This is a genomic window from Candidatus Chloroploca sp. Khr17 (assembly GCF_004138165.1).
Taxonomy (GTDB): Bacteria; Chloroflexota; Chloroflexia; order Chloroflexales; family Chloroflexaceae; genus Chloroploca.
This window is the reverse complement of the sequence record NZ_RYFF01000051.1, coordinates 15,384-35,439: the sequence shown is the minus strand read 5'-3', so window position 1 is coordinate 35,439 and position 20,056 is coordinate 15,384. Positions and strand designations below refer to the sequence as shown.

Sequence of the window (20,056 nt, the reverse complement as noted above, 5' to 3'; positions counted from 1 at the left end):
CCGTGCCCCCCCCGATCCCCGATCCCCGATCCCCGATCCCCGCCGTGCCCCCCGCCCCCGTACGGGCACGGCGGCGCCGTGCCCCTCCGCGCCTTTGCATCCTCCTCCATCGAGTGGTATCATACCCTCCGTTATACTAATAAAAGAAACAAGCCCTAGCTTTTACCCCTGAATTCTTGTATGTCAGCATCGCAACTTCCACTGGTGCTCGTGCAGCGCCACCAGAATCGCCAGTTGTTCGCCGACCGTTACCTCGATGTGACGCTGCCTCAGCGTGACGCTTGGCTCGCGCTGCGCGACGAGGCGGCCCCGGTCTTCGTCCAGGTGCGGGCGATCTTCGCCGCGTTTTCGCCGGCACCAAATGAGGCCCAGACCGAGCACGAGTTGGTGCGTCCGGTGTTGCTCGCCCTTGGCCATGCCTTCGAGATCCAGGCCGCCCTCAAGACGCCCAAAGGGACGCGCAAGCCTGATTATGTCTTCTACCGCGATCACGCGGCCCTCGTCGCCAATAAGGGCCGCGTGCTGACTGACGCCGATCTCGCTGCCGCTTTTGCCGTTGGCGATGCCAAATATTGGGGCCGCAAGCTCGATGTGTCGAGTGCCGGCGAGAACGATGAGCTCACCAGGGTGCCCGCCGATCAGATTGCGTTCTATATGCGCCATGCCAGGGTGCCCTGGGGCATGCTGACCAATGGTCGCCACTGGCGCCTCTATCATCAGGATACGGTGGAAAAGCAGGATCGTTATTATGAGGTCGATTTGCCTGCGTTGGTCGAAAGCAATGACCTTGATGCGTTCCTCTATTTTTATGCGTTCTTTCGCCCCGCCGCGTTTGCACCGCCAGTCGCCGAGACCCTCACACTCGAGGCGATGCTCCGCGAGAGCAGCGATTATGCCCGTGGGGTCAGCGATAGTCTCAAAATCCAGGTCTTTGATGCCCTCCGCCATCTTGCCCAGGGCTTGCTCGATTATCCGCGCAATGCGTTGACGCCTACCCCCGCTACGCTCAACGAAGTCTATAGCCAGAGCCTGATTGTGCTCTATCGGTTGCTCTTTATTCTCTATGCCGAGGCCCGTGAGTTATTGCCGCTGCGTGCAAGCCAGACGTACCGCGAAGAATACAGTCTCTATGCGGTGGTGCGCGAGGCGGCCCGTCGCCTCGATAGTGGCATGAGCCTCTTGACCGATACGGGCCGCACCTGGGCGCGGCTCCGCGATCTCTTTGACATCATTAATCGTGGCAGTCCACCGCTCCAGGTCAGCACCTTTAACGGCGGGCTCTTTGATCCACAGCGGCATCCCTTGCTCGAACAGTCCACGCTTGGCGACGCGCAGCTTCAGTCGGCCCTCGACAAGCTCGCCCGCATCGACAAGACCTACATTGATTACCGCGATCTCGCCGAACGCCACCTCGGTACGATCTACGAGGGTCTGTTAGAGTATCACCTCCAGCCAATCGAGCGCACCGCCGATGGCTTTAGCATCGATCTCTTCAACGACAAAGGCGAGCGCCATCGCACCGGTAGCTACTATACGCCCGACTTTGTTGTGCAATACATCGTTGAACAGACGCTTCGGCCCGTGCTCGAAGCCGCGCTTGAGGGGGAAAAGACCGGGGAGGCCCAGGTCGCGGCGATCCTCAGGCTCAACTGTCTCGACCCGGCGATGGGCAGCGGGCACTTCCCCGTCGCTGCCACCGAATATATCGCCCGTTTCCTGCTTGAACTCGGCGTGCCGCCACCCCCCGAGGCCGGCGACGAGCCTGACCTGGTCTATTGGAAGCGCCGCGTGGCCCAGAGTTGCATCTATGGCGTCGATCTCAATCCGCTCGCCGTCGATCTCGCCCGCCTCTCGCTCTGGCTCGCCACCGCCGCCAAAGGCCGTCCGCTCTCGTTTCTTGATCACCACCTGCGCTGCGGCAACGCCCTGGTTGGAACCCGCGTCACCGACCTCGAACCCACCCCGGCCAGAAAGAGCCGCCGCAGCAAACAAGAAGCCGCCGCCGCCGAGGCAGGCCAGATCTCGATGCTCGACGACCTCGCCTTCGCCGGAGCGATGTCGAGTGCCGTGGGTAGCATCTGGCTCATCGAAGGCTCGGCGAGTCGCACCGTCGCCGATGTCAAAGAACAAGAGCAACTCTACGACCTGGTACGCCGCGATCTCACCGACCGCTACGCCGTCCAGGCCGATCTGCGCACCGCCGCCGCCTTTGGCCAGGCCCCCGATCAGAAGCTCTGGAAGAGCCTGATTGACTACGCCACCCGCCGCGAAGCCGGTGCTTTTGCGATGCCCGCCTATGAGCCGCTGCTCACCGCGCTACGCACCCTCGGCGAGACATGGCGCTTCTTCCACTGGGATCTCGAATTTCCCGACGTCTTCTTCAACCGTCACGGCCAGTCGCTCGGCTCCCAGGCCGGCTTCGACGCCATCATCGGCAACCCACCCTACGTCCGCCAGGAACAACTCGGCCCACTCAAACCCTACCTCCAGGCCACCTACCCCGAAACCTACCACGGCGTTGCCGATCTCTACGTCTACTTCTACCAGCAAGGGCTCCGGCTCTTGCGCGAAGGTGGCCGTATGAGCTACATCGTGACCAACAAATGGCTGCGCTCAGGCTATGGCGAAGGTCTACGGGCCTACTTCGCCGCACAAGCAAAACTCGAACGCATCATTGACTTTGGGCACGCCCCGATCTTCGCCGATGCCGATGTCTTCCCCGTCATCATCGTCGTCGAACGCCCCGCCGAGGGCACCGCCGTCGAAGATCACCAGGTCCAGGTAAGCAACTTCCCACGCGAAGCCCTCGGCGTGATCAATCTCGACAGCTATGTCACCCAATACAGCCACAGCGTCCCACAGCGCCGCCTCGGGCGCAACGCCTGGAGCCTGGAGGCCAGTGGCATTGATGATCTCATGGAGAAGATCCGCCAGGCCGGCCCAACGCTCGCAGAGTATGCCGGGGTCAAACCATACCGTGGTGTCCTGACCGGCTTCAACGAAGCCTTTCTCATCGACACCCCAACCAGAGACCGCCTGATTCGCGACGACCCCCAGTGTGCCGCGATCATCAAGCCCTACCTACGCGGGCAAGACATCAAACGAAAAACTCCCCATCGCACCAGCGACCGACGCCATCCGCGAAGCAGTCGAACCAGCGGTGGCACAACTAATCGCCATCACGCAGCGCGAACAAGCGGCGCGCCGAGACACCCTCGACTGGCTGCGAAGCGAATTCGATTTAGAAAACCTAGGCCAAAAACTAACCGACTTTGCCAGCCTAAGCGAAACCGAATTTATCGAGGAAGTCAAAAAGCGCCGCCCCAAAACAGCAGGCAAACTCTCGCCATCGGGGCTACGCGCCCTACGCAACGGCTACCACGAGCAAGCCCCACCCATACAACAGAACCGCGCCAACGCCCTACAACTCGAACGCCATCTCGCCACACTTGTCAACACCGCCTACGGCCTGACCCCCGAAGAAATCGCGCTCATCTGGGCAACCGCCCCACCGCGCATGCCAGGGGGCGAGCAATAAGCACGCCCCATCGACATCCTGAAACCTCAACCCTAGCCGACCTGCCCCAACCACGCTTCGAGATCGGCCACGCTGGTGAAATCAAAGACCGCCTCGGCCAGATCCAGCCGTTGCGCTGGGTCAAGGTGCTGCACCTGCACGAGCAGCGCAGCGGGCAGCGGGCCACAGCGCCGCTGCAACAGGCGCACCAGTACGGCCAACTGACCCTCTTCCCGCCCCTCTTCCCGCCCCTCTTCCCGCCCCTCTTCCCGCCCCTGCGCAAGCCCCTGCGCAAGCCCCTGCTCGCGCCATTTGCGCATCATCGGCGTCTCGGGCAAGCCATAATCACGCTCAATGATCTGTTCGGCCATTGCGGCAATCTCCTTGTCGGTGCATAAGATCAGCAATTCAGTCAGCAACCGCTCCCGCTCAACCCCTTTTGCGTGCTGCGCCAACCGCGCCACCGCCGCCGTCAACGTCGCGACTGGCTGCCCGATCTGCGTCTGCCCAATCAACACCAACAGCGCCGGGCGATCCAACGCCAGTAAGTCCTCGGCCAGCAGTTGCCACAGGTGGATCACCACATAGTTCCACCCCACGGCGATGGTGCCATTTCCAGTATACACCGCGTGTTCACCAGAGTCACTGGTTCCCGCGCCGCCCAGATAGAACACCGCACTCTGGAGCAGCTTCCCACGATAGGTATCCACCAGTCGCGCCTGATACTCCAGCACGCGCAATGGCATCGGGCGCTTGCTGCCCGGCCCCTGAAACTCCACGTGCAGGATGACCTCCTCCCCCGTCGCCAGCGTCACCCGGAGCACCAGATCCGTATCCAGAATCTCTGGTTCCGCCAGCAACGCACCCTGACCCGACTCCACTGCCTGCACCGCCTGCCCCAATACCCACGCGGCCAAATCCAACCCCGCCAGCGCCACAACCCGTTTGAGCGGATGATCCGTTGCTGCCATCGTTGTTGCCCATTGTTCTTTGGCGACCTACACGTATTCGCATAAGCTCATAATAGCACAAATGAGCAACTTGTCAAGCGCATGGATCAATCCGTCAACCACCCCGAAGCTCGCGAGGGCAGGCAGCGCACCCGCTGGGCCGGTGGGCGCAGCAGCAATGAGCCGTGCCGCTTCACCCCAGGCGGGCACGGGCGAGCCCTGCCCCTACACCACGGCCAATGTACGGGCACGGCGGTGCCGTGTCCCCACGCACCGCGCGCCTTCGCGTCTTCGCGTGAACGATGGCAGCGCACCCGCTGGGCCGGTGGGCGCAGCAGCGATGAGACGTGCCGCTTCACCCCAGGCGGGGGCACGGGCAAGCCGTGCCCCTACACCACGGCCAATGTACGGGCACGGCGGTGCCGTGCCCCCACGCACCGTGCCATGCCCCCCCAATCCCCGATCCCCGATCCCCGATCCCCACCGCGCCCCTTCGCGTCTTCGCGTGAACGATGGCAGCGCACCCGCTGGGCCGGTGGGCGCAGCAGCGATGAGCCGTGCCGCTTCACCCCAAGTGGGCCAGGGGTTGCTGCGCCCCTACATCCCGATTGAAACCTTCGCGCCTTGGCGTCAAAACCTCCGCGCCTCACATCAAACGCACCACCGCAAGACTCAACACCCCGGCCCCCTCCTGAGTCACCTCGCGCCAGTGGCGTCCGCGATCATCCGAGCAGAGCAGTTGGCCGCCGTCGGTGCCAGCCCACGCTACATCCATGTGATAACTCGCCGGGACAATCGTGCAGACCCCGCCCGCGAGAGGGCACGCAACTTCAGCCGACTCCCACGAGGAGCCCCCATCCTCGCTGCGTACGAGCATGGTTCCACCTGCAGTTGCGGCCAGCAAAACCTCTTGCTTACCTGACAGCAACGCGAGGGCACGGGCATCGGTCACCCCCACATTGGCATCACGCCAGCGCGCTGGTCCTTGAGCCGTTGCAATCACTGGCTCATCCGAGTTGACCAGGGCCAGTAACGTCTCGGCATCCTCAGCCGGGGCTTCAGCCCAGTGTTCGCCCCCATCCAGGGTGCGTAAGACTGGGCCCTCGTGGGTCACCACCATCACCACCAGCGCATCGACGGCCAGCATCGCATCAATCGCCTGTCCGTCAAGCACACGCCCTACACGTCGCCACCGACCTATCCCGCCCGGATCACTGTAGATCACCAGACCATCCGTTGTGCCGACATACACCAGACCAGCTTTCGCCATACGCTTCTCCTTCTCAATACAATTTGTTGACGCAAAGGCGCAACCCTCATCCAGAATCAGCCTTCAGCCCCATGGCACATACCACAAATGATGCTACCATTATCACTCAACAACCTGCCCTGTACCCTAATGCGCTTAACCTATTTTCTATTTTCTAACACCTAAATCCTTGTCTAAGGATCGTATGCAAACAGCTGCCATTCAGGTCAATGATCTCACTAAAGTGTACCACGTCCCCGAACGCCAGGCGGGCTTGGTCGCTGCCTTGCGCAGCCTTGTCCAACGCAAAGTGCGCGAGGTTCACGCGGTCGAAAAGGTCAGTTTTAGCCTCGCCCCCGGCGAAATTGTCGGCTTTCTCGGGCCGAACGGGGCCGGCAAAACTACCACCCTCAAGATGCTCTCCGGCTTGCTCTTTCCTAGTAGCGGCGAGGTGAGCGTGCTCGGCCATGTGCCCTCGCGCCGCGAGGCAGCTTATCTCAAGCAGATTACGCTCGTGATGGGCAATCGCAACCAGCTCCAGTGGGATCTACCGGCGCTCGACTCGTTTGAATTGCAACGCGCTATCTATCGCATCCCGGCGGATCAGTTCCAGACAACCCGCGATGAGTTCATCGCGATGATGGAGGTCGGCGACCTCGTGCGCAAGCCTGTACGCAACCTCTCTCTTGGCGAACGTATGAAGATGGAGATCATCGGGGCGTTGCTCCATCGGCCCCAGGTGCTCTTTCTCGATGAGCCAACGCTTGGCCTCGATGTGACGATGCAACGCCGCATCCGTAGCTTTGTCGCTGACTATAATAAGCGCCACGGCGCAACAGTGATGTTAACCAGTCACTATATGGCCGATGTCGAGGCGCTCTGCCGACGCGTGATCGTCATCCACCACGGCAAGGTACTCTACGATGGGGCGTTGAGCGGGCTCGTTGACCGCTTTGCCGCCTATCGCCAACTTGGCCTTACGCTGGCCGAGCCAGCCGATCTCGGTGCGTATGGCGAAGTCGTCAGTGCCGAGGGGAGTAAAGTTGTGCTCCGCGTCCCCAGAGCCGAGGCGAGTCGCATTACTGCCCGTCTACTCGCCGATTATGCGCTTACCGACCTCACCATCGAAGAACCACCGATTGACGACGTGATCGCCCAGGTCTTTGCCACCAAGGCAGACCAGCCTGCCCTGTCAACGTAAGGAAAACTATGCTCGATTATTACTGGACGATGGCGCGTACGGCGATTATCACCCAGTTTCAATACCGCACCGCCAACTATTTTTATATGATTGGCATGATCGCCGAGCCGGTGATCTATCTGGTGGTCTGGAGTACCATCGCGACGGCGCAGGGCGGCGAGGTGGGCGGTTTTACGCCAGGAGCCTTTGCAGCCTACTATATTGTGTGGACGTTGGTGCGCAATATGAATATCGTCTTCACTCCTTATGGCTGGGAGTGGCGCATCAAGCGCGGCGATCTCTCTGCCTCGCTGCTCCGCCCGATCCATCCGCTCCATCAGGATCTTGCCTATTTTGGCGGCTGGAAGCTGGTGGTGATTGTGCTCTGGTTGCCCATTGCGGCGATCCTGGCCCTCATCTTTCAACCCACGCTGAACCCGACGCCGCTCGAGATTGGCGTCTTTGCGATCGCGATCTGGGGGGCCTATCTCATTCGCTCGATGTTCCTCTGGCTGCTCGGCATGATTACGTTCTGGACAACCCGCGTCAGTGCGCTCTACGAGCTCTATTTCGCGGTTGAACTGCTGCTCTCGGGACGCCTCGTGCCGATGAGTCTTTTGCCGCCCTGGGCCCGCGATCTCGCCATGTTTATGCCGTTCCAATGGACGTTTGGCTTTCCCATCGAGGCGCTCGTCGGTGCGCTCAGCACCACCGAACTTCTGACCGGCCTGGCGATCCAGGTGCTCTGGATCCTTATTGGCCTTGGGTTGGTGCAGCTTGTCTGGCGCGCCGGGGTGCGCCGCTATGGTGCCGTGGGAGGGTAACGCGATGGGCATGTTTCGGTTGATGTACCACTTTTTTCGCATTGGGGCGATGAATGAGCTTCAGTATCGGGTCAATTTCTGGATCCAGCTCTTGCAATCCGGCGTCGCGCTCGCCGTTGGCCTCGTTAGCCTCGCCCTTGTCTTTAGCCATACCACCGATCTCGCCGGCTGGTCGCAAACCGAGCTGCTCGTTGTGATGGGCGTCCATATTATGATGGGCGGCTTGATCGGCGCCGTCATTCAACCCAATATGTTGCGCCTGATGGAAGATATCCGTGAGGGCACGCTCGATTTTGCCCTGACCAAACCCGAAGATGCGCAGATGATGGTGAGTGTGCGCGAGATCCGTCTCTGGCGTCTCGTTGATGTAATCCTGGGCGCGATCCTCCTGGGCACTGCCCTTGTCTTGCTCGGTGACGCCATTGGCCCGCTCCAAGCGGCGGGCTTTGTCGTCGCAACTATCTTTGGTGCCCTGATGATCTACAGCTTCTGGATCATGCTCACCAGCGTCGCCTTCTGGGTCGTCCGGGTTGATGAAATGCTCAATCTCTTTGAAGGTATCTATGCCGCCGGACGCTGGCCCGTCGGCATTTACCCCGGCTGGCTGCGCGGCCTGCTCACCTTCCTGGTACCCATCGCCTTCGCCGTCACTGTCCCCGCCGAGGCGCTGACCGGGCGGCTCTCCGGGGCGACCCTTGGCCTGGCCGCGCTGCTCACCGTCGGCCTGCTCATGCTCTCCCGCCTCGTCTGGCGCATTGGCCTGCGCCAGTATGGAGGTGCTTCGGCTTGATGTGGGTGGGCACAAAGCAGCAAAGCTGCTTTGTGCCCACCCACATCAGCCTATAGAAAGAAATCCCACCTATGCAACGCTTCCTCTTGGCAACGATGATGATCGTTACTCTTGCCCTCACCAGTCTCCCCACACCTGCGTCGGCCCAGACCGCGCAGCGCTGTTTTGCCGAGACAGGCTTTTGCATCAGTGGGCCAATTCGGGCCTATTGGGAACGCAACGGTGGCCTGGCGGTCTTTGGCTTTCCCATCACCGAACAGCGGGTCGAACGGGTCGAGGATCGCACCATTACGGTGCAATGGTTCGAACGCGACCGCCTCGAGATCCAGGCCGATGGAACCCTCACCGCCGGGCGCCTCGGGACACGCGTGCTCGAGCTGCAGTGGCGTCCCTGGCAGATGGGCAATGAGCCGCCACGTACCGGCGCGTGTCGCTTTTTTGCCGAAACCGGTTACCACGCCTGTGGTGATTTTTTGCGCTACTGGGAGCGCAACGGCGGCCTCGAACGCTTTGGCTATCCGCTCACGCCGGTCTTTGAAGAGCAACTCGAAGGCCGCGTTTATCAGGTTCAATATTTCGAGCGCCGCCGCATGGAACTGCATCCCGATCTGCCCCCCGGCTCATCCAGTGTGCTGCTGGGCTTGCTCGGCAATGCGGTGCTCAAAGAGTTGATTCCGTCAAGCCCGTGGGCCTACCCGCAGTGTCTCGAATATATAAGCACCGCGATGCGCCTGGCGCACTCGCTCTTGCCTGTACCCGAAGTGCTCGGCTGCGCCCAACTCTATGCGCCCTCAGGGATGCCCGGCTCGATCCAGCACTTCGAGCGCGGCGAGATGATTTGGTTCCAACCGCCTTCCATCATCATACCCGGCGGGGTTTTGCCCCGGACAATCATGGTCTATCTCTATGGAGAACCGCACCCGCGCTTTCTGGGCCCCTTCTTTGATGACTGGGAAGCCGGACGCGACCCAGAGCGGCCAGCGCCCACGCCGCCACCAGGGTTCTATGCGCCAGTACGCGGTTTTGCCAAGGTCTGGACTAACCATCCCGAGGTAGCGCAAGCCCTTGGCTGGGCCATCGAGCCCGAGCCACAGATGCGCAAGGCCGAGTATCAGATCATGGGGCGCGGTCTGATGGTACGCCTCTACGAAGGCGAAGCGATCGGCACCGTCTATGCCTTTGGCAACCCGGCGATCCCAACCCAGGTGCGCAAAGTCACACCATAGACGTGCAACGCGTAACTGGTAGCACGTTCCAACACTGCCTTTGGCAGCTATTTCCGGGCTACTCTGTTTCACTTTCCTCTTCTTCTGTTGTTGATGAAAACAGTGCTTTCTCATACACTTCTTCAAGACGGAGAACACACTGAATAGTTGTGATATCAATGCTGTCTTCTCGGCTGGATGCCTCCGATAAGACCCATGTATTATCGCTTTGTCGTGCGAATCGCTCGATATGATAGGTGTCCTGAGCGATTAAGATATATTCGCGCAGTGAAAGGATCGTGCGGTAATGCTGAAATTTCTTTCCGCGATCATATTTTTCAGTTGACGGCGACAATACCTCGATAATAATTGTCGGATTAAGGAGGGTGTCTTCTTTCTTGTCTTCGTATTGTTCATTACCGCAAACAATGGTAATATCAGGATACGTGTATAGTTCGGTCTGAAGCACTTTTACCCGCATATCACTCGGATATACGGTACACTGACGCTGGCGTAGTTGCGCATAAAGTGTTGCATAGGTACTCCCTGCAATACGATTATGGCGTGCACTTCCACCGGCCATCGCATATATCGTTCCTGCGAGGTACTCATGTTTTTTGTCATCGGTGCGCTCGAATGCTAAATACTCAGCGCTCGTCACATAATGCTTTGGTTGTGCGGTCATATGGGCCTCCGCATTCAGGTAAAACACACGTTCTGTCGCTAGGTATCATACCATGAAATGTGTATACTCACCAAGAGGATGTGTGACCGAACGTGTTCTCGGCATGGCCGTGCGGGATCGACGGATTCCTGTGCGGTGATCGCTTCGAGTATGGCCTCCAGTCAGTGGTTGTCAAGCATAAGCCGCCTCTTTCTCAACGCGTTCTTTCAAGCGTGCCGACATTCCATTGCGCAACTCGATCACATCCACATCGCTATCGGCAGTCGCCTCCGACCGCGCCGCCGAACCAAAACATCCGAGCGCCTCTAGCAACATACCACCAATCGGCGCAAAACGTGACCCGGCGCTGCCTCACCGGAAAAACCCGCGCAGTACCTGGTCAAGTTGCGCGGGGCGTTCGATCATCGGTAGGTGACCACACTGATCCAGCACCGTCAGGCTGCTATGCGCAATCAGTTGGTGCGCCGACGTCACTTCGGCCAGGCTCACCACCCGATCTTCACGCCCCGCCACAAAGAGCGTCGGCGCGATGATATGCTGCAAGGCCTCACGCAACTGCGGTGCCGCCACCGCCGTCAGGGCAGTCACATACGCCCGCGCATCAACCGCTGCATGATCGGCCAGATATTCGCGCCATAACTCAGGATCAGCCGGTTCATGATGCAACAGCAACGCACTGAGCGTCAGCGCCAGGGGTGGACTCTGCATCAACAGCCGATTCACCGGCTCCCACCATTCAAAGAAAGGCCGGGCAAGGCCAAGCGAGAGATCAACCGGTGAACGTGACCAATCGAGCGTCGTCAACTCGGGGGCAAACGTGCGCACCCCAAGCGCTACCAACGCAAGACGGCTGACCCGTTCTGGGTACCTACCGGCGACACAGGCCGCCACCGCCGCCCCGAGCGAATGGCCTGCCAATTCAAACGTCGTGAGGCCGACCGTATCAGCAAAAGCGATCACATCTTCGGCCAGCGTCTTGAGCGTCGGCGGGGCGGGGCGGGCGGGCGACTGACCGAAACCTGGCAGATCCAGGGCATAGCCACTGCGCTGCTGACCGAGATCAGCCAGCGTGCCAGCCCAAAGACGCGCCGAGGCACCCCAACCGTGAATGAGTAACAGGGGGGGGCCACTGCCGGCATGCAGATAACTCAGCGACCCCCGCGACGTTTGAATCCGCCAGCGCACCGCCCCAGACCGGGCCAGCGCATCGCGTTCACGCATGACCTCATCAACCTCTTCTGGCTCCAGCGCAGCCTGGGTCGAGAGACGAAACCCGGTTCCGCGGCGAATCTGTGGCGCAGCTTCGGTCGCGGGTTGAACCGCTGGCGCGGCCTCAGGGCGAGCAGCGTCAGTAGCGGGTTCAGGGGACTCAGTTGACAGGCGCAGACCCTTACCACGCCGAATGATGGACGGATCATCAGCCATAGCGAGCCTCCAACTCATCTGCAAGGGCCGCATACGCAAGGGCCCCGGCACTATGAGGGGCATAACTTCCAATGGGGATACCAACCGTTGGTGCTTCGGCAAGCTTCACATTGATCGGAATCACCGTCGTAAAGACCAGATCGCCATACTGTTCACGCACCTGCTGTTCAACCTGAAGACTCAAATTCGTCCGGCGATCAGCCAGCGTACAGACAATGCCACCAATCACGAGCGACGGCTGAATCTCGCGCACCAGTTCAATCGTCTGTTCCAACTGCGGCATCGCCTTGAGCGCATAGGCATGCATTTGCATCGGCACCAGCACCGCATCAGCGGCAGCCAGCGCATTGAGGGAAAAAAGGCCCAGGCTTGGCGGTGGATCAAGCAGAATATAATCATACTTCGTCCGAGTTTCCCGCAGCGCCTTGCGCAGCAGCAACTCACGCCCGACCTTGCCGGCCAATTCAAGCTCGGCCCCGGCCAGATCGAGCGACGAAGGGATGAGATCCACCCCAGACGATGTCGTGATGGTTGCGAACGCCGTACCACGCTCAGGGTTCAGCAACACCTCGTAGACACTATAATCGAGCGCTGACGGATCAACCCCAAGCCCCTGCGTCAAATTTGACTGCGGGTCAAGATCAATCAGCAACACCCGTCGTCCACGTTCAGCCAAAACAAAGCCGAGGCTCAAGGTCGTCGTCGTCTTGCCAACCCCACCCTTTTGCATCGCCAATGCGAGCACATGACCCATGGGAGCTTCCTCTTGTTCAATGTTTCTCGCGTCTTGCCCCGATTGTACCATTTTTGGTAACAGGTAGAAACAGGATATCCAAGACTGGGGGGTTGGGGCTTGTGCCCCAACCCCCCAGTCTTGGATATCCTGCGGAAAGCGAGAGCTCGCTTACCGATTCACAAGCGGGATATAGTTCATGAGTCTGGGCAACGCCCCTGTGCCTTCAATAAAGACCGGGATTTCTAGCACGTCATCCGAGACATTGCCAGCTGCATCAACGAAACGGACATAGATGTAGTACTGGCCTCGCTGCAACTGCGCACTCGCCAGACCAGTCGCCAGGCTCCAGTTGCCCACCTCAGTCACCCGATTCGTCAGGCTCCCATCGGGTCGGCTTGCCGGTGCCGGCACAAAGACCCACGGCAACGCCGTACTCAGCGGATCATTGACCCGTGTGCGTGAATTGGCCATCCAGAGGGCCCAGAACTGACGGGTTGGATCACCGGGGGCACGATAGAGATCGTCGGTCACCAACTCATCAATGTTGGACAACGCGACCTTCTGAAGCATTGGCGCTGTGATCGCAAAGGTCGAGGTGATCACGTAACGCTCGGGATCACTGTTGAGCCGGGGCAAATTGACGCGAGGGCGGGTCTCATCAAAGATGATCGAGAAGTCGAAGCCTCGCAAGTTACCTGCGCCATCCTTCACCCGCACATTGAAGGGCACCGGCCCGGGGCGCAAGTTAAGCACATCAGGCAACATCACAATCCCAGCAAAGCCCTCTGGTGCCAGCTGGTACTCCACGCCATCGGCTTCTGCCGAACTCGCCACGACAAAACTGGTCAAGCCTGAACAGTCATTCTGCGGTGTCACCCGCAGATAAACCAGTGGCAAACGGGTATAGTTGGGGTCAGTAATTGGCGACCCGCTCACTCCAGCCAGTTCCGGTTCATTCGCCAGGGCGGCTTGGGCCTCATCAGAGAAGACGCTGAACGAATTGACCTCGACGCCCACCAGACCATCAATCTGGATCGTATCACTGCGTACCTGTTCTTGCACGAGACCATTCACCGTGTCGAACAATTGGGTATAGAGGGTCACCGGCTCACACCTGGTGCTATCAAGAATGTCGGCAGGGATCGTGATACGCACAGTCGCTTCATATGGAATCAGCGGATCAGCCTCGGTCGGCACTCGATTCCAGGCATAACGGAAGTGGGTTGGCTGGCCCTGAACATTGGTGAAGGTCAACTTCACGGCCCGATCAAGCGAGCGCCCGATCAATGGCTCACCATCTTCAATGACTGGGGTACCACCAAAGAGATTGACCGCCGCTTCAAAGAGGGCATAGCGTGTTGAGAGCCCACCCCCACCAAAGTCCTCGACGACCATATGGCTGAAGGCTGAATTGGCAATACTGGCGGCATTTGTCCCGTTAAAGAAGGTTCCGCTGGAACTTGCTTGGATCGGGCCTATTGGTGGCTGGCCTACCGGCAAAAAGGCATAAAATAATGAACCTGAGAGCCAGTTATAGTGGATATTGCTCTGCTCGTCACTGGTAATTGCAGCACGGCCAGCGACTCCACCACCAACCAGGCGTGAACGGGGCCAACTCCCATCAGGTTGGCGTTCAGCAAAAAAGTAGCCTGCTTCTGGCCCGCCAGTCGCAATGCCCCGCCAGGCAACATAGACTTTGCCATTGGGCGCAAAGGTCACCGAAGAGTCGGCCCATCCATCATTATTGGGCTGCGTGACCCGTTCAATCGTAAACGATGTCCCATTCCACAGGCCTACAAAGATGTGCAACCTGTCGCCATCCGCTGCCGTAAACGTGATTGCCATGTTATCACCAGGCCCACCCGAAAGCTGGGATCCCGAACCAAAAGACGGGAGCGTCGAAGCATAGAGCGGGCTGCTCCAATTTGCTCCGCCGTTGAGCGAAGAGCTGTAGCTAACCGGCTGATCGGGGTTACGCCAGGCGACAAAGACTCGTCCATTGCCAGTAACGCCAATCGTTGGCCGTACCGCAAAAGGCTCGCCACGGGTCACCACACTCGTTGGCCCCCACACACCTTCGGGGCTACGACGTCGAGCATAGATTACCCGTTCGGGCTGATTGATCCATGCCGCATAGACAGATCCATCAAGGGCGGTCGTGATCGCGGTACTCGAATAGTCCGGGTCACCACCTGCCGGACCTAACTCATCGCGCCCAGCAAAATTACCGGCATTGGGTACTTTGGTCCAGGCAAAGGCCGAGCGACGTTCGGCATTGCCACTCATATGCACCAGACCATTGCCAGCCGCAATATCAGGGTACTTGACCTGATCCGATCCGGGAACGATCGCTTCACTGAGCACCCGCAACGGCGGGGGCGTCTGCGCTTGAAGCATCGAGGGGAAGGCTGTGACGGCTACGATGGCAGCCAGCATAAACACACTCGAAAGCGTTAGTAATATTCTTCGCAACATTGAATGTCATCCTCCAGGCTTGAACAAAGGTCAGCCAGTACTGTGCGCATCAGGGGGTCACAACCGTGAAGTCATCAAAGAGGATCGTGCCCACGGCGCGGGTAGCGATCCCGGCTTTGCCAGCGGGCAAGGGGTTGGCATCAACCGCTTCGAGCATGACTTCATCATTCATCCGAATTTGGATCGTATTGCCATCAACCTGCATGCTCAAAACATGCCACATGCGCTCATCAAAACCGACGTCGGTGACTTCAGCCAGAGGCACAGCCACACCGCGTTCGACCCGCTCAAGCACCTGCCGGGGGGTATCGCGGAAGCTGTTCTTGATGATGCGATAGCGATAGTAGGTTGCCGTCAGCGGATCATCGCCCTGATAACGGGCAATCAAGCCTGCCGTGCCATTGAGTTGGTCATAGAAGCTGACCTGCACGGTATAGTCGCGCCACGTCTCATCACCGATCAACGCAGCCGTGTGATGGATCGATGGGCTGAACGCAGGCCCGGCCCGATTCTGGATCAACCGGCCCTCGCTGACCTGCCAGTTGGCCCGGTTATCCGCAAGCACAAATTCGAGATCAACCACCTCCCAGGCATCGAGCGCCTCGGGGGTGTCAAAGGTCGCTTCGGCCAAGGTGACACTCGCCAGCGCCGGGACTGTGGTCGGATTCGGCCCAACGGTCGGCGTTGGCTCCTGGGGAGGATAGGTCAACATGGGTTGCTGCTCTTGCGCGATGCCCTGAGGCACATGCCAGAGCGCGACCGCCAGGGCACTTGCCACCAGCACGGCGACGATCGCCGTGATGATGGTTGGCATTCGGTATTGCTTCATAGATAGACACTCCTTAATGAAAGAACTTACCCCATAGCAGCGCGCAAAGCACGCCGCTCGTTCAACGAAAAATCGCCCGACGATAGAGCGCAAGCAGATCGGTGGCAATCTCGGATGAACGAAAGGCCGTTGCCAGCACAACGGCATGACGACTGCACGTCTGCCAGGCCGCAGCATCCTGCAGCAAGGCCGTGATCGCCTCGGCAAGCGCCGCCCCCGAACGCGGCTCAACGACGCGCCCAGTCCCATACGCCGCCACGTAGTCACTGACCCCGGTCGTACGCGTGACCACCGCCGGCGTTCCAACGGCCGCCGCCTCGACAACCACCCGACTAAATGACTCAGCAACTGATGGTACCACAGTTAGCTCAGCCGCCGCCATGTAACTCATCGCTTCGTGGTGCGGCACGCCACCAACCAGATGGACATCACTGGTTACGCCATGCGCAAGCGCACGTTGACGCAAATAGGCTCCATAATCACCGAACCGGGGGGTCGTACGGTTTGGCCCCACGATAAGCAACTGCGGACGAAGACCCTGACGTTGCACGAGCGGCATGGCATCAACCAGGTACGCAATGCCCTTGAAGGGATGCAACCGGTTCATGCTGACAATGATGGGCCGGTCAGGATCGAGGTGATGGCGCTCGACAACCATCGCCCGACTCTGCTTGCGCAAACCGACGAGATCATCAGTCGGCGGAAAGCTGTCGGCCGTGATGTTATACGGGATCGACGTGACCTTTGCTGGGCTGGCGCCGAGTGTGATCGCGAGCTTTTTGAGTTGCGGCGAATCAGCCCTGATGACAGCGGCCCGCGCGAAGATCCAGGGCAGCGCAGCACGAACAGCCCGAAAACGCCCATACCCGTAATCGAACTCAGGCTCGGCCATAATATCGGCCCCAGGCAAGGTAACTGCTAACGGTGGAGACTGACGGGGGGGCACAAGCGCGGCAACCAGGCCAAGCGGAAAGGCGGTCTCGATATGCACAAGATGGTAGTGGCGCTCGGCGAGCAACTGACGATAGTGCCACCCTGCGCCAGCCAGATACGGGTAAGGGAGAAGACCGGCAACCAAGCGGTTCGCCAGTTTCAGCGGAAGACCCGCACTGACGGGCAAGCGGTGTACGGTAATGCCCTCTTCGACAGTCGTTGTCCGTCGCGCAAGGCCCGCCGCCAGCGCAACAACCTCGGTCTCAACCCCGAAGCGTCGCCACTCGGCGATGATTTCCGTATGAATGCGATTACCCATCGCAGCGCTCTCATAGCGCGGAATACAATACAAAACTCGCATGATGTCCCAGTGGCGCAGCGTGGCGACCCGACACGCAAGGCAGAATGATAGTACGATGCTACCATGATATAACGCTCGCGTGCGTAAAAAGTTCCCCCCAGGAACCTGATAGCTGCCTGTTAGCGGCGGGCGAGGGCCAATAAGGTGGTTTTTTTGACGCAAAGGCGCGAAGTTGTGTATGGAGATGGATTAAACCTTTGCGCCTCTGCGCCTTGGCGTCAACACGGGGGGCAATCTTCAGCAGTGCCTCATCCCTACCGCCGCACCCACATCCCCATGCCGCGCCCTGTTCGCGTTGTGATGCTGCGCAGTTCGTACTGCTCGTTCAGGTCGAAGCCCGGTTGAAAATAGTAGTCCCATAACGCGGGGATGTAGGTGACGCGCCGTACGTTGAGGAGGTAGTCTGGGTCGCGTTTTTCATGCCCCGCAACGCCACTCCCCATGCCTGCGATCGCTAGGCGCCCGATATGCAGATCCGTCAACCCGTGCATGTCAATGATGGTACGCTCGCTGTAAAAGGCCACCGCCCCGGCCCCCGCTGCGGCCATCGTCGCCGTTGGATCGTCTTGATCTGCGAGCCACCACCCGAGTTCGCGCCAGATCCAGACGCTTTCGTCAAGCCCTTGCATAATGATGTCGGTGTCGCTCCGCATCGTCCGCGTGACGGCTAGGCTCCCCGCGATCAGCAGGCTGATGATCAGCACGCTGGACGCCATCCTGCGAGCGAGGGCGTCCCGCCCTCGGGGTGCATTCGAGGGCGGGACGCCCGCACTCCCAGGCGAAGATTGAACACGTGCCACCGGCGTTATTTCCGTGAAATCGGGGCCGGGACGTTCGTACGGCTCGCTCCCAGGCGACGGGTGAACATGTGTCACCGGCAGTAGCTGCATGATCTGGGCGAGGCCATCGGCCAATAGGATCGCAAACCAGGCTATCAGGGGGACAAAAAAGCGCTCGCCACGGAAGTGATCACCGCCCACTATGATGATATAGAGGGTGTAGATGACGACCACCAGTAGCATATAACTGCGCCATGATCGCAACGCGTGCCGCAACCCTGTCACCCACGGCACCAGGATGATCAACATCAGGGGGCCACCCAGCGTGAGCGTGAAGGCTCCGACATACGCCAGGCCACGCCAGATCTGCTCGCGCCCGCCGCCGGTCTTGGCATAGAAGGTGTTCGGTAGCAGATCGCCATAGTAGCTCAAACGCCAGAGCAGATAGGGCCCAAAGAGCAAGGCAAATGCTCCGACCAGCGGCAGCACGGTTGCCAGCACATAGGTGATACGTTGCCCAAGTGCGCTCGCACGCCGAGGTGGGCCTACGCTCTTCGGCCCCGGTTCGCCTCGCTGTCGTCGCGAAGAAGGCACAATTCCGGGATCAGAATGCCCTGCACGCCCCTCGCCCCCTGGGAGAGGAGGTAGGGGTGAGGGAGCAAACCGGCTCGCGATGATCGCCTTGACCAAGAGATGCGCGGCCGTCAACGCAAAGATCATTGCGCCTTCGGGTCGGGTCAAGGCCGCCAGGCCAGCGATCAAGCCCGTCACCATCGCAGAGCGTGCGGTCACTTGTTCAGGCCAGAGATAGGCGCAGGCGACGGCAAGCGTCAGTACGGCAAAGAAACCGGTCTCTAACCCCGAGCCGCGCCCCGTGTAGAGCAGAACGCTCTGGCTGGTAGCGACGATGAGTGCGGCAACGAGACCCCACGGTGCCCCGATCAAGCGGGTTGCCAGCGCAAAGGTGAGCAGCACCAGCACCACGCCAAGCACCACACCAGCCAGATGGCTCCAGATCACCAGATCGCCGCCGAGGCGCAGGACAAGCGCCGCCAGCATCGTCCAGAGAAAGTTGGTGTAGCCTTCGACCCGTTCGCCAGGGTTATAGACCAAACCATGCCCCTGCACGAAATTCTGCGCATAGCGAAACGAGATGAAGGCATCATCCGAGAGCCACGGCGGCCAGATGCGCCCGCTCAAGACGACCAGCAGCGTGAAGAAGCTCAGGAGCAACGTGTGGGCGAGGGCGGCAGGGGGGTGAGGGGAAACAGACATCAGAGCGCGATCCGACAAAAACGCTCTCGCTGCAAGCGTGGAGGATTGGGCAACCAGCGCCGCAATGAAAACACTGATCAAACCAATGGCCCCAAGGCCCAGCAATGGCACCACCGGCGGTCGCGGCAAGGCGACGAGGGCGACGAGGGCGCTGGCCGCCAGCGTCATCAGCGCCAGCGTCGTCGGCACTGGTACCCCCGCGAGCCGCAACGCCCCCCAGAGCAGCAGTAGGCCCAGGGCCGTTGCCATGGCCCCACGCAGCTCAAGCTGGGCTACCGGCATCAGGCGCAGATCGGTAAGCACCACCCCGAGCGGGCGCGGATTTTCACCCGACGCCACAAACGTCGGCGTCTGCAAGGCCAACCAGAGTTCGGCACCCTCGCCGCTCCCCGGCCCGAGCAGCATCCGGTAGGTGCGAAACTCGGCCTCGGGGGTGGCCGCGGCGACCGGACGACCGCCGATGAGCATGGTGAAGGGCTGCGGCGCCTCGGGATGCTCGGCACGCAGGCGCATCTCGGCCAGGTAGGCCGGGGCGGCATAAAAAGCGCCGCGCAGCTGCAGCAGCGGTGCCCCGGTCGTCCAGCGATAGGTGTAGCCATCCGGGTGTACTTCTGGGCCATAGACGCCATCAAGAAACGTCGGCCCAGGGTCAAGGTAGCCGTTGGCAACCGGTGCGAAGGTCGGTGAACGCAACCCGAGCAACAAAACCGCAAGTGCCGCCAGCACGATCGGGAGCAGCGGCAAGCTACGGATAAGCCGACGCCAGCCTTGCGTTATGTCGCGCTGAGTGACCTGGGTAACGACCGAAAACTGATCAGAAGACATGGGCGAAACAGGCCCCAT

General features: G+C 60.1%; 15 protein-coding genes and 1 pseudogene. 6 read left to right on the top strand and 10 right to left on the bottom strand.

Annotated features, from left to right (window positions below; all coding sequences use genetic code 11):
- Positions 1 to 180: 180 nt before the first annotated feature.
- A pseudogene (locus EKD05_RS27285) lies at positions 181 to 2,724 on the top strand (Eco57I restriction-modification methylase domain-containing protein); the annotation flags it as partial.
- An 846-nt stretch (positions 2,725 to 3,570) separates the two neighbouring features.
- Here EKD05_RS27285 and EKD05_RS26865 read toward each other — a convergent pair.
- Positions 3,571 to 4,488: a DUF4351 domain-containing protein gene (locus EKD05_RS26865; protein WP_129676799.1), complete on the bottom strand. Its 918-nt coding sequence runs from the start codon at positions 4,486 to 4,488 to the stop codon at positions 3,571 to 3,573.
- An 81-nt stretch (positions 4,489 to 4,569) separates the two neighbouring features.
- Between EKD05_RS26865 and EKD05_RS20950 the strand changes: the two genes are divergently transcribed.
- Positions 4,570 to 5,079, top strand: a complete 510-nt coding sequence (locus tag EKD05_RS20950) for a hypothetical protein (protein ID WP_129676798.1) — start codon at positions 4,570 to 4,572, stop codon at positions 5,077 to 5,079.
- Positions 5,080 to 5,113: 34 nt separating this feature from the next.
- On the opposite strand, the gene EKD05_RS20945 is transcribed toward EKD05_RS20950, so the two are convergent.
- Positions 5,114 to 5,737, bottom strand: a complete 624-nt coding sequence (locus tag EKD05_RS20945) for a hypothetical protein (RefSeq protein WP_129676797.1) — start codon at positions 5,735 to 5,737, stop codon at positions 5,114 to 5,116.
- A 184-nt stretch (positions 5,738 to 5,921) separates the two neighbouring features.
- Between EKD05_RS20945 and EKD05_RS20940 the strand changes: the two genes are divergently transcribed.
- The 4 genes from EKD05_RS20940 (at position 5,922) to EKD05_RS20925 (ending at position 9,736) form a co-directional block, all read left to right on the top strand.
- Positions 5,922 to 6,917 (top strand): ATP-binding cassette domain-containing protein, encoded by a 996-nt coding sequence (locus tag EKD05_RS20940; protein WP_129676796.1) that lies wholly within the window; start codon positions 5,922 to 5,924, stop codon positions 6,915 to 6,917.
- An 8-nt stretch (positions 6,918 to 6,925) separates the two neighbouring features.
- Entirely contained in the window at positions 6,926 to 7,720 is a 795-nt protein-coding gene (locus EKD05_RS20935) for an ABC-2 family transporter protein (protein ID WP_129676795.1), read from the top strand.
- Positions 7,701 to 8,510 carry an ABC transporter permease gene (locus EKD05_RS20930; RefSeq protein WP_240695881.1) on the top strand — a complete coding sequence of 270 codons (810 nt, stop codon included), beginning with the start codon at positions 7,701 to 7,703 and terminating at the stop codon, positions 8,508 to 8,510. The genes EKD05_RS20935 and EKD05_RS20930 overlap by 20 nt, the downstream gene beginning before the upstream one ends.
- 71 nt (positions 8,511 to 8,581) lie before the next feature.
- Positions 8,582 to 9,736 carry a hypothetical protein gene (locus tag EKD05_RS20925; RefSeq protein WP_129676794.1) on the top strand — a complete coding sequence of 385 codons (1,155 nt, stop codon included), beginning with the start codon at positions 8,582 to 8,584 and terminating at the stop codon, positions 9,734 to 9,736.
- A gap of 58 nt (positions 9,737 to 9,794) precedes the next feature.
- Here the strand turns inward: EKD05_RS20925 and EKD05_RS20920 are convergent, their stop codons facing one another.
- The 8 genes from EKD05_RS20920 to EKD05_RS20885 all read right to left on the bottom strand — a co-directional run bounded on the left by EKD05_RS20920 (position 9,795) and on the right by EKD05_RS20885 (position 20,038).
- Entirely contained in the window at positions 9,795 to 10,400 is a 606-nt protein-coding gene (locus EKD05_RS20920; RefSeq protein ID WP_129676793.1) for a Uma2 family endonuclease, read from the bottom strand.
- Positions 10,401 to 10,571: 171 nt separating this feature from the next.
- Positions 10,572 to 10,715, bottom strand: coding sequence for a nucleotidyltransferase domain-containing protein (locus EKD05_RS20915; protein ID WP_129676792.1), 144 nt, complete (start codon positions 10,713 to 10,715; stop codon positions 10,572 to 10,574).
- Positions 10,716 to 10,751: 36 nt separating this feature from the next.
- Entirely contained in the window at positions 10,752 to 11,825 is a 1,074-nt protein-coding gene (locus EKD05_RS20910; protein WP_165360865.1) for an alpha/beta fold hydrolase, read from the bottom strand.
- Positions 11,818 to 12,579, bottom strand: a complete 762-nt coding sequence (locus EKD05_RS20905; RefSeq protein WP_129676789.1) for a ParA family protein — start codon at positions 12,577 to 12,579, stop codon at positions 11,818 to 11,820. Before EKD05_RS20905 ends, EKD05_RS20910 begins: the two co-directional genes overlap by 8 nt.
- A 150-nt stretch (positions 12,580 to 12,729) precedes the next feature.
- The gene (locus EKD05_RS20900) at positions 12,730 to 15,036 is read right to left on the bottom strand and encodes a sialidase family protein (protein WP_129676787.1); all 2,307 of its coding nucleotides are present in this window, start codon (positions 15,034 to 15,036) and stop codon (positions 12,730 to 12,732) included.
- A 49-nt stretch (positions 15,037 to 15,085) separates the two neighbouring features.
- Positions 15,086 to 15,865 carry a family 16 glycoside hydrolase gene (locus EKD05_RS20895; RefSeq protein ID WP_129676785.1) on the bottom strand — a complete coding sequence of 260 codons (780 nt, stop codon included), beginning with the start codon at positions 15,863 to 15,865 and terminating at the stop codon, positions 15,086 to 15,088.
- Between the two features lie 61 nt (positions 15,866 to 15,926).
- On the bottom strand, positions 15,927 to 17,117 hold the full coding sequence (locus EKD05_RS20890; protein ID WP_240695880.1) for a glycosyltransferase family 4 protein: 1,191 nt from the start codon (positions 17,115 to 17,117) through the stop codon (positions 15,927 to 15,929).
- Between the two features lie 296 nt (positions 17,118 to 17,413).
- On the bottom strand, positions 17,414 to 20,038 hold the full coding sequence (locus EKD05_RS20885; RefSeq protein WP_165360864.1) for a glycosyltransferase family 39 protein: 2,625 nt from the start codon (positions 20,036 to 20,038) through the stop codon (positions 17,414 to 17,416).
- Between the last annotated feature and the right edge of the window lie 18 nt (positions 20,039 to 20,056).

Coding starts and splice junctions, on each gene's coding strand:
- EKD05_RS20930 (WP_240695881.1), top strand. CDS start 7,701: ATGGTGCCGTGGGAGGGTAACGCGATGGGCATGTTTCGGTTGATGTAC.
- EKD05_RS20950 (WP_129676798.1), top strand. CDS start 4,570: ATGGATCAATCCGTCAACCACCCCGAAGCTCGCGAGGGCAGGCAGCGC.
- EKD05_RS20885 (WP_165360864.1), bottom strand. CDS start 20,038: ATGTCTTCTGATCAGTTTTCGGTCGTTACCCAGGTCACTCAGCGCGAC.
- EKD05_RS20945 (WP_129676797.1), bottom strand. CDS start 5,737: ATGGCGAAAGCTGGTCTGGTGTATGTCGGCACAACGGATGGTCTGGTG.
- EKD05_RS20910 (WP_165360865.1), bottom strand. CDS start 11,825: ATGGCTGATGATCCGTCCATCATTCGGCGTGGTAAGGGTCTGCGCCTG.
- EKD05_RS20905 (WP_129676789.1), bottom strand. CDS start 12,579: ATGGGTCATGTGCTCGCATTGGCGATGCAAAAGGGTGGGGTTGGCAAG.
- EKD05_RS20925 (WP_129676794.1), top strand. CDS start 8,582: ATGCAACGCTTCCTCTTGGCAACGATGATGATCGTTACTCTTGCCCTC.
- EKD05_RS20935 (WP_129676795.1), top strand. CDS start 6,926: ATGCTCGATTATTACTGGACGATGGCGCGTACGGCGATTATCACCCAG.
- EKD05_RS20900 (WP_129676787.1), bottom strand. CDS start 15,036: ATGTTGCGAAGAATATTACTAACGCTTTCGAGTGTGTTTATGCTGGCT.
- EKD05_RS20890 (WP_240695880.1), bottom strand. CDS start 17,117: ATGGGTAATCGCATTCATACGGAAATCATCGCCGAGTGGCGACGCTTC.
- EKD05_RS20895 (WP_129676785.1), bottom strand. CDS start 15,865: ATGAAGCAATACCGAATGCCAACCATCATCACGGCGATCGTCGCCGTG.
- EKD05_RS20940 (WP_129676796.1), top strand. CDS start 5,922: ATGCAAACAGCTGCCATTCAGGTCAATGATCTCACTAAAGTGTACCAC.
- EKD05_RS26865 (WP_129676799.1), bottom strand. CDS start 4,488: ATGGCAGCAACGGATCATCCGCTCAAACGGGTTGTGGCGCTGGCGGGG.
- EKD05_RS20920 (WP_129676793.1), bottom strand. CDS start 10,400: ATGACCGCACAACCAAAGCATTATGTGACGAGCGCTGAGTATTTAGCA.
- EKD05_RS20915 (WP_129676792.1), bottom strand. CDS start 10,715: ATGTTGCTAGAGGCGCTCGGATGTTTTGGTTCGGCGGCGCGGTCGGAG.